10 protein-coding genes are annotated in these 9,326 nt (G+C 65.1%); 9 read left to right on the forward strand and 1 reads right to left on the reverse strand.

Annotated elements, in window-relative coordinates; all coding sequences use genetic code 11:
* Positions 1-48: 48 nt before the first annotated feature.
* The 9 genes from ACREC7_RS01115 (at position 49) to nadC (ending at position 9,143) form a co-directional block, all read left to right on the forward strand.
* Positions 49-1,032 (forward strand): NAD-dependent epimerase/dehydratase family protein, encoded by a 984-nt coding sequence (locus tag ACREC7_RS01115; RefSeq protein ID WP_431553841.1) that lies wholly within the window; start codon positions 49-51, stop codon positions 1,030-1,032.
* Positions 1,029-1,901: an alpha/beta hydrolase gene (locus ACREC7_RS01120; RefSeq protein WP_431553842.1), complete on the forward strand. Its 873-nt coding sequence runs from the start codon at positions 1,029-1,031 to the stop codon at positions 1,899-1,901. The genes ACREC7_RS01115 and ACREC7_RS01120 overlap by 4 nt, the downstream gene beginning before the upstream one ends.
* Before the next feature lie 46 nt (positions 1,902-1,947).
* Positions 1,948-2,874 (forward strand): ABC transporter ATP-binding protein, encoded by a 927-nt coding sequence (locus ACREC7_RS01125; RefSeq protein ID WP_431553843.1) that lies wholly within the window; start codon positions 1,948-1,950, stop codon positions 2,872-2,874.
* A complete protein-coding gene (locus ACREC7_RS01130; protein WP_431553844.1) occupies positions 2,871-3,632 on the forward strand; it encodes an ABC transporter permease in 762 nt (253 codons plus the stop codon). The genes ACREC7_RS01125 and ACREC7_RS01130 overlap by 4 nt, the downstream gene beginning before the upstream one ends.
* Positions 3,633-3,754: 122 nt before the next feature.
* Positions 3,755-5,107 carry an APC family permease gene (locus tag ACREC7_RS01135; protein ID WP_431553845.1) on the forward strand — a complete coding sequence of 451 codons (1,353 nt, stop codon included), beginning with the start codon at positions 3,755-3,757 and terminating at the stop codon, positions 5,105-5,107.
* A gap of 42 nt (positions 5,108-5,149) precedes the next feature.
* Positions 5,150-5,356 carry a hypothetical protein gene (locus tag ACREC7_RS01140; RefSeq protein ID WP_431553846.1) on the forward strand — a complete coding sequence of 69 codons (207 nt, stop codon included), beginning with the start codon at positions 5,150-5,152 and terminating at the stop codon, positions 5,354-5,356.
* A gap of 192 nt (positions 5,357-5,548) precedes the next feature.
* A complete protein-coding gene (gene nadA, locus ACREC7_RS01145) occupies positions 5,549-6,619 on the forward strand; it encodes a quinolinate synthase NadA (protein ID WP_431553847.1) in 1,071 nt (356 codons plus the stop codon).
* Between the two features lie 26 nt (positions 6,620-6,645).
* Positions 6,646-8,286: an L-aspartate oxidase gene (locus tag ACREC7_RS01150; RefSeq protein WP_431553848.1), complete on the forward strand. Its 1,641-nt coding sequence runs from the start codon at positions 6,646-6,648 to the stop codon at positions 8,284-8,286.
* On the forward strand, positions 8,283-9,143 hold the full coding sequence (gene nadC, locus ACREC7_RS01155) for a carboxylating nicotinate-nucleotide diphosphorylase (protein ID WP_431553849.1): 861 nt from the start codon (positions 8,283-8,285) through the stop codon (positions 9,141-9,143). Before ACREC7_RS01150 ends, nadC begins: the two co-directional genes overlap by 4 nt.
* Here the strand turns inward: nadC and ACREC7_RS01160 are convergent.
* Positions 9,097-9,326, reverse strand: a 230-nt coding sequence (locus ACREC7_RS01160) for a hypothetical protein (protein ID WP_431553850.1), incomplete at its 5' end; no start/stop codon positions are given. The genes nadC and ACREC7_RS01160 overlap by 47 nt on opposite strands.

The following is a 9,326-nucleotide window of genomic DNA, read 5'->3' on the forward strand; positions in this document are numbered from 1 at the left end:
CGTAAGATTGGCTGCCTCGGAACCCATAGGTGCGCTGGCCGCAACGCCATGCGTGCCGGGGAAGAAGGAACGGCGTCCACGAGTCGCGCTTCGTCACATAAGCCCCTCATTGCGCTGACCGGAGCCACCGGCTTCATCGGCCAGCATCTGTTGCGCGAGCTGCCGAAGCGCGGCTACCGGCTCCGCGTGCTTCTGCGCCGGCCAAGCTCCGCGCCGATCGAATGCGCAAGCGCGCTGATCGGCGACCTTGCCCGCCCGCACAATATGTCTGAGGCGCTTGCCGAGGTCGACGCCGTGATTCACACCGCCGGCGTGGCCCAAACCATGTCGGGCGTTCCGGAGGATGACTATCGCCTGCTCAATACCGAGGCCACGATGAAGCTTGCCCGCGCCGCAGAACGGGTCGGGGTGCGCCGCTTCGTGTTCCTGTCCTCGATCCGCGCCCAATCAGGATCGACGGCGGAGGGCGTCCTGACCGAGACATTGGAGCCGCGGCCGACCGACGCCTATGGCCGGTCCAAGCTCGCTGCCGAAGAGGGGCTGGCCCTGACCAATCTCGACTGGGTGGCCCTCCGCCTCGTGCTCGTCTATGGCCCCGGCGTTCGGGGCAATATGGCGCGCCTTGCCGAGCTTGCCCGCTCGCCCTATCCGCTGCCGCTTGCGAGCCTCAAGGCCAAACGCTCGCTGCTCGCTCTCGACAATCTGGTGGAAGCCGTGGCCAAGGTGCTCGACACGCCGAATGAGCTGAAGCGCCCGTTCATCGTGGCCGATCCAGAACCGCTGACCGTTGGCCAGATGATCATGGCCATGCGCCATGGCCTTGGGCGCCGCGGAGGCCTGTTCCCGGTGCCGAGCCCGGTGTTGAAAGCGGCGCTGCAGGCCCTTGGCCATGCCGAGACCTATCGGATGTTCGCCGGCTCCCTCATCGCCGACAGCTCGGCACTTGCCGAGGTCGATTGGATTCCGAGCACCAGCACGCGGGCCGGGCTCGCGGCGCTGATGCAGGCAACCAAAGAGCGGAACGTCGCATGATCCGCCGCGCGTTTCTGCAAGGAGCCGCGGCCCTTGCCATGCTATCGAGTGTCGCCGGCGCTTCGCGGGCCGGCGATGCGACCAAAGCGCAACCTCGCATCGGGCAGGAGGGCATGAGCAAGGACATCGTGATGTTGCACGGCGCGTCGGCCGGCGGCTGGTGCTTCGACACATTTCGCGAAGTGTTCGAGGGCGAGGGTTGGACGGTCCATACGCCAGATCTGATCGGGCACGGGAGAGACAAGGAAGGCGCCGACCAGAAGCTCGTCGGTGTGGGCCTTGCCGACTATCGCGCCGAGTTTGCGTCGGTGCTGGGCAAGCTTCCTCCGCAGCCGGTGTTACTCGGTCACTCCATGGGTGCGTTGTTTGCCCAGCAGCTTGCCGCATCGGGGCGCGCGCGCGCGCTCATTCTGGTGAGCCCGGCGCCCCGCGCCGGCATCCTGCCGTCAAGCGACAGCGAGAAGGACCTCTCGCAAAGCCTGATGGGCATCGCCTCATTCTGGAAGGCGGTGATCGACCCCGACTTCGACCTTGCCTGCTTCTATTCGCTGAACCGCGTGCCGAAGGACCGGCAGCGCGCCGTGTTCGACAAATTTGGGCCTGAATCGGGGCTCGCCTATTTCGAGATGTTCTTCTGGATGCTTGACGAAAAGCGTGCCGCCGCGGTCGATACCGCTGCGGTGCGCTGCCCGGTGCTCTGCCTTTCCGGCACCGATGACAATCTTGTGTCGCTTGTCACCGCGCGCGCCACAGCCTTGCCATATCGCGATGCGCAATTCTGGGAGGAGGCCGGGCACGGGCACATGCTGCTCGTCGAGCCCGGCGCCGACGGGATCGCGCGACGCATCGCCGCGTGGATTCCAGTCTAACCCTTACGACTTTCTGCCGAGTTCACCCTTGCAACAGCGTCATTCCATGCAGCCCATCATCTCCGTCGAGAGCCTCTGCAAGACCTATGCCTCCGGTTACGAGGCGCTGAAAAGCGTCAATCTGGAGATCAGGAAGGGCGAGATCTTCGCGCTGCTCGGGCCGAACGGCGCCGGCAAGACGACGCTGATCAACATCATCTGCGGCATCGTCACCCCGTCCTCGGGAAATGTCCTGGTCGGCGGCCACGACATCATTACCGACTACCGCGCCACCCGATCGATGATCGGGCTCGTCCCTCAGGAGCTGACCACCGACGCCTTCGAGACGGTGTGGGCCACGGTCTCCTTCAGCCGCGGCCTGTTCGGCAAGCGTGAAGATCCGGCCCACATCGAAAAGATTCTCAAGCAATTGTCGCTGTTGGACCGGCGCAACAGCAAGATCATGACGCTGTCCGGAGGCATGAAGCGCCGCGTGCTGATCGCCAAGGCGCTGTCGCACGAGCCGGAAGTTTTATTCCTCGACGAGCCGACCGCCGGCGTCGACGTCGAGCTTCGCCAGGACATGTGGCAGGTGGTGCGGGACCTGCGCAACGCGGGCGTCACCATCATCCTCACCACCCATTACATCGAGGAAGCCGAGGACATGGCCGACCGCATCGGCGTGATCTCCAAGGGCGAGATCATTCTCATCGAGAACAAATCGGAGCTCATGCACAAGCTCGGCAAGAAGCAGTTGACCTTGCAGCTGCATCAGCGGCTCGAGGCCCTTCCGCCTGAGCTTGCCCGCCACAATCTCGCCATCGAGTCCGATGGCCATGAGCTCGTCTACACCTACGATAGCCAAGCCGAGCGCACCGGCATCACCGGACTGTTGCAGGACCTGACCCAGGCCGGGGTCAGGTTCAAGGATCTGCAAACGACGCAAAGCTCCCTCGAGGACATCTTCGTCGATCTGGTGAGGCAGCGAAGATGAACCTTCCGGCGATCCGCGCGATTTACAAATTCGAGATGGCGCGCTGGCGGCGCACGCTGTGGCAGAGCGTGGTCTCGCCGGTGGTTTCGACCTCGCTCTATTTCGTGGTGTTCGGCGCGGCCATCGGCGCCCGCATCGCCCATATCGAAGGCGTGAGCTACGGCGCCTTCATCGTGCCCGGGCTGATCATGCTGATGCTGCTCACCCAAAGCGTGATGAATGCGTCCTTCGGCATCTATTTCCCGCGTTTTGCCGGGACCATCTACGAGATCCTGTCGGCGCCGATCTCCTATCTCGAAATCGTCATCGGCTATGTCGGCGCCGCCGCCACCAAATCGATCCTGATCGGCCTGATCATCCTAGCCACCGCCTTCTTCTTCGTGCCGATCCGCATCGAGCATCCGCTCTTTATGCTTTTGTTCCTGGTGCTCACCGCCGTGACCTTCAGCCTGTTCGGCTTCGTGCTCGGCATCTGGGCTGACGGCTTCGAGCGCTTGCAGATCGTGCCGCTGCTCATCATCACCCCGCTGACCTTCCTCGGCGGCACCTTCTATTCGATCAGCGTGCTGCCGCCCTTCTGGCAGAAGGTGACCCTGTTCAATCCAGTGGTCTATCTCGTGAGCGGCTTCCGCTGGAGCTTCTTCGGCACGGCCGATGTCAGCGTAGGGGTGAGCCTCGGCATGACCATCCTGTTTCTTCTTATCTGCCTCGCCGTGGTGTGGTGGATCTTCAAGACCGGCTACCGGCTGAAGAGCTAGACCCAACAACAAAGCCGTCATTGCCGGGCTTGACCCGGCAATCCATTCCACTGGCGCTTCAGCTTGTTGATCCGTAACGGCATGGATGCCCGGATCAAGTCCGGGCATGACGGGAGAGGAGAATGAAGCTGTCAGATCAAAGCCCACCCAAAGAGCGGGAGCGGCCGGAGTTGCACCGTTCCATCGGCCCGGTGCAGCTCGCCCTTTACGGGCTCGGCAGCATGCTCGGGGCCGGCATCTATGGACTGATCGGCAAGGCCGCAGGCCTGGTGGGCAATGCCGTGTGGCTCGCCTTCGTGGTGGCGCTCGTCGCAGCGCTGCTCACCGCACTCTCCTATGCCTCGCTCGGGTCGCGCTATCCACGCGCCGCCGGCGCGGCCTACGTCACCGAGCGCGCGTTCGGGCTGCCGCTCCTCAGTTTCGTGGTCGGGCTTGCGCTGGTCTGCTCGGGCCTGACCTCGGTCGCCGCGCAATCCCGCGTGTTCGCCGCCAACCTCGCGGTGCTTCTGAATCTGGAAAGCGTCCCGCTTTGGTGGCTGGCGCTCGGCTTCCTGCTCGTGCTCGCCGGCATCGTGTTCCGTGGCATTCGCGAATCGATGTGGGTGAATGTGCTGTGTACCCTGGTCGAGGCATCTGGGCTCATTCTCGTCGTCGCCGTCGGGCTCTCTTATTGGGGAAGCGTCGATTATCTCGAGATGCCGCCTGCGGCAGCCGAGCAGGGCGAAGGGCTGATTCTGGTGCAGGGCGCCGTGCTCACCTTCTTCGCCTTTATCGGCTTTGAGGACACCTTCAACGTGGCCGAAGAGTGCCGCGATCCGCGGCGGACCATTCCGCTTGGCCTCGTGCTCGCCATGAGTATGGCTGCGGTCCTTTACATCGCTGTCGCCGTCACGGCGGTCTCGGTGGTGCCGTGGCCTGAGCTCGCCGAGGCGCCTGGGCCGATCACCGAGGTCGTGCGCCGGGCGGCACCCCTCATTTCGCCCATCGTGTTCACCGGGATTACGCTGTTCGCCGTTGCCAACACCGCGCTCGTCAACTACGTCACCGCATCTCGCCTGATCTACGGCATGGCGCATCAGGGCCTGCTGCCGCTCCGCCTCGGCGAAATCCACGCCGAGCGGCGCACGCCGCATATCGCCATCGCCGCTCTGTTTCTGGTGGCGGTGCCGCTCGCTTTGTTCGGCACCATCGCCGAGCTTGCCGCTGCGACCGTGCTCTTGCTCCTATTGGTCTTTGCCGTGGTGAATAGCGCGCTGTTCGTGCTGAAGCGGCGGAAGGGCGAGCAGGCCGGCTATTTCGAGATCCCGCCCATCATTCCGGCGCTTGGGGCTCTCGTCTGCATGGCCCTGTTGGTGGTTAGGGTCGCGACCGGAGACTGGCAGGCGCCGGCCATCGCCGGGGTGCTGCTGGCTGGCTCAGTGGCAATCTACGCGCTGCTGCGGTCGACGCGGGTGGCCGCCGCCCCCTCGCCATGATTTTCTGCGCTATTGGCGACAGTCACCTCGGGGCTGTCTGAAATGGACGAAAGCAAGATCGACCAGGAAGCCATGGGGCGCTTGGCGAAGGCCCTGGTTTTCATCTGCGGCGCCGACCATCCGACCACCGTCGCGTTGAAAGCCGCTGCAGAGAGCGGCTCAGCCCGCGATATCAAAGCCGCCCGCGCGGCTTTCCTTAAGCTGAAGTCGGGTGAGCGCAAGGCAGCCTTGGCCATGATTGGGGACTGATCGGCAGCTTGCTTGAGCACCCGAGAGGCATTTTGGTCACAGCCTTCACGATCTCGCCAACCCCCCTTTGACGACCCGCTACCATCACCTATACTCCAAGTGAGAATAGGGGCCCGGCCTTGTGCCGGATGTTTTAGCATCCCATATATGCTCAGTATGAGCATATTGGCAGGGTTGACGGGAGTAGGGACGATGACGACGCAGATTTCGGCCGTATCGAGCGGCAAGCTGCATAGGCCGGCGCGGGAACTGATCCCGGCGACGCTGCCCGATCTTGCCTATACCCCTGAGGTAGCGCGCGAGACCGCTCATCTTTACGAGAAGGTATCGCGCGTAATCCCGCCCATCGAGTGGCCGGGCTTCGCCCCTTACATCAAGGCCATCAACGAGCTGAAGCGGTCGCGCAACGCCGTGGTGCTCGCCCACAATTACATGACGCCGGAGATCTTCCATTGCGTCGCCGATGTGGTCGGCGACTCGCTCCAGCTCGCCCGCGAGGCGGCCAAGAGCGACGCCGATATCATCGTGCAGGGCGGGGTGCATTTCATGGCCGAGACCTCCAAGCTGCTCAACCCCGACAAGATGGTGCTGATCCCGGATTCCAGAGCCGGATGCTCGCTCGCCGCCTCGATCACCGGCGCCGACGTGCGGGCGCTGCGCGAGGCCTATCCCGGCGTGCCGGTGGTGACCTACGTCAACACCTCGGCCGACGTGAAGGCGGAGTCGGACATTTGCTGCACCTCGTCCAACGCCGTGCGCGTGGTCGAGTCCTTGGGCGTGCCGCGCGTCATCATGATCCCCGACGAGTATCTGGCGAAGTGGGTGGCGACCCAGACATCGGTCGAGATCATCACCTGGAAGGGCCATTGCGAGGTGCATGAGCGCTTCACCGGCGAGGAGCTTCGGGCCTATCGCGAGGCCGATCCGGGCGTGAAGATCATCGCTCACCCCGAATGCGCCCCCGACGTGCTCGCCGAGGCCGATTTCACCGGCTCGACCAGCGGCATGATCAAATGGGTGCACGACAATCAGCCGAGCAAGGTCCTGCTCGTGACCGAATGCTCGATGAGCGACAACGTCGCGGTCGAGGCGCCGAAGGTCAACTTCGTGCGGCCGTGCAACCTCTGCCCGCATATGAAGCGCATCACACTGCCGAAGATCCTTGAGTCCCTCGTCATGCTGAAAGAGGAGGTGACCATCGATCCCGCCGTCGCTGCCCGGGCGCGGGTGCCCATCGAGCGAATGATCAATCTCAGCCACTGACAAGGTATGGCGAGGTAACGCGTGCCATGACCACCGAAGACAAATCCGCCTTCGATAGAGCCCAGCCTCGATCGCAAGGCGGCGTGGTCATTGTCGGGGCAGGGCTAGCCGGCCTGTTCACGGCGCTCAAGCTCGCGCCCATGCCGGTAACCGTGGTCTCGGTCGCCCCCTTCGGCCAAGGCGGATCGAGCGTCTGGGCGCAAGCGGGCATTGCCGCGGCGCTTTCCGAAGGCGACAGCCCCGAGGCCCACGCCGCCGATACCATCCGCGCCGGTGCCGGCATTGTCGATGAGGACATCGCCTTGCTGCTTGCGCGCGAGGCGCGGGGCCGCATCGAGGATCTGCTCCGCTACGGCGTGCCTTTCGACAAGGATCTCGAAGGCCGTCTCGATTTTGCCCGCGAGGCGGCCCACGGCGCCCGCCGCATCCTTCACGTGAAGGGCGACACCGCAGGCCGCGCTATCATGGCGGCGCTGACCGAAGCGGCGCGGGCCACGCCATCGATCCACGTCCTTGAGGGCTGGGGCGCCCGCGATCTTGTCATTCGCGACGGGCAGGTCGCCGGCATCGAGCTCGCCCGCGTCGATGCCAATCCCTTTGCCCCGAGCCTGGTGCTCGACGCCGCCGCCGTCGTGCTCGCCACCGGCGGCTCCGGCCAGCTTTATGCCATCACCACCAACCCCCGCGAATCTCGCGGCGAGGGCATCGCCATCGCCGCCCGTGCCGGCGCCACCATCGCCGATGCAGAGTTCGTGCAGTTCCATCCGACGGCGATCAATGTCGGCCGCGACCCGGCGCCGCTTGCCACCGAGTCGCTGCGCGGCGAAGGCGCGCTGCTGATCGACGGGCGCGGCGAGCGCTTCATGTGCGCGCTGCATCCCGACGCCGAGCTTGGGCCCCGCGACATCGTCGCCCGCGGCGTCTACCGCCAGGTGATGAGCGGACGCGGCGCGTTTCTCGATTGCCGCAAGATCGGCCCCGAGTTCCCGGCGCGCTTTCCGACGGTGTTCGCCGCCTGTGAGGCTGCCGGGCTCGACCCGCGGCGCGAGCCGATTCCGATCGCGCCCGCCGCCCACTACCACATGGGCGGCGTGTATACCGACGCCATCGGCCGCACCACGATCGAAGGCCTCTGGGCCTGCGGCGAGGTGGCCTCAACCGGCGCCCACGGCGCCAACCGCTTGGCGTCGAATTCCCTGCTCGAGGCCGTGGTGTTCGGCGCTCGCGTGGCTGGCGATATCGCCGAGCGGCTGCCGTCGAGCGAAGCTGTTGCGCTCGACATCTCCGCCGCGCCGATTGCCGCTCCCTCTTCGGAGCCTGATTCTCCGGCGGTGCAAACGCTGCGCCGTACCATGACCGGGAAGGTCGGCGTCATTCGCGACGACGCCTCGCTGGTGTCGGCGCTCGGAACCATCGCCGGCCTGAAGCGAGGCGCGGCATCTGACCCGCGCCTCGACAACATGCTGACCACGGCCAAGCTGATCGCCACCGCCGCGCTGATGCGCAAAGAGAGCCGTGGGGCGCACTACCGCAGCGACTACCCCGAAGCCGACCCGAAGCTTGCCCATCGCAGCCTGTTGACGCTTGCCGAGGCCGAGCTCGTCGCCGGCGAGGCGGCGAGCGACCGCGAGCGGGCTCCGCGATGGGTCGCCAGTCTCAGTGCATGATCGCTGAGCCCGCCAAGCTCCGATTGCCGCCCTTTCTCGTCGACCGCGCGGTGGCCGCAGCGCTCGAAGAGGATCTCGGGCAAGCCGGCGACATCACCACCGATGCCATCATTCCGGCGCACGCCACCGCCGAGGCCGAGATCGTCGCGCGCAAAGAAGGCGTGATCGCCGGGCTCGATCTTGCCGCGGCAAGCTTCAAGGCGCTCGACCCTGACGCCCAGTTCGTTGCCGATGTCGCCGACGGCGCCAAGGTCAGAGCGGAAGCGCACATCGCGCGCGTCCAGGGAAAGGCGAGGGCGTTGCTCTCTGTCGAGCGGGTGGCGCTCAATTATCTCGGGCATTTGAGCGGGATCGCCACGCTCACCGCAGCCTATGTCGCGGCGATCGAAGGCACCAAGGCGCGGATCGCCTGCACCCGCAAGACGACGCCCGGCTTGCGCGCCTTCGAGAAATACGCGGTACGCGCCGGCGGCGGCATCAACCACCGCTACGGCCTCTATGACGCGGTGCTGGTAAAGGATAACCACATCGCCGCGGCCGGAGGTCTGGCGCAAGCTCTGGCCAAGCTCCGGGCGCGCACAGGGCATCTGGTGAAGGTCGAGGTCGAGGTCGACACGCTCGATCAGCTCGATGAGGCGCTGCACTTTCCCATCGACGCGGTGCTGCTCGACAACATGGATGTCGCCACGTTGAAAAAGGCCGTGGCTCTCGTCAACGGGCGCGTGCCGACGGAAGCGTCAGGTGGCGTGAACTTGGAGACGGTTAGGAAGATTGCCGAGACCGGCGTCGATCTGATCTCGGTCGGAGCCCTTACTCACTCGGCGCCGCACCTAGACTTAGCGCTGGAGTGGCGCTGATCGGTGTCACGGCGGGGTTGGTAGAGGCCAGCGAGAAGGCTCCGGCGGTTACCTTGCTGGTGTCAGGCGTCGGCGCGGCCGAGGCTTCCTCCACGATGTAAGGCTTCTCGTTGCGCTTCTTGTAGAAGATGTGGCGCCCGATCGAGTCGATCTTGTTCATGGCGCTCTTCCATTGCGGGCTCA

The sequence above is a fragment of the Methyloceanibacter sp. genome (assembly GCF_050728395.1).
In the GTDB taxonomy this organism is placed as follows: domain Bacteria; phylum Pseudomonadota; class Alphaproteobacteria; order Rhizobiales; family Methyloligellaceae; genus Methyloceanibacter.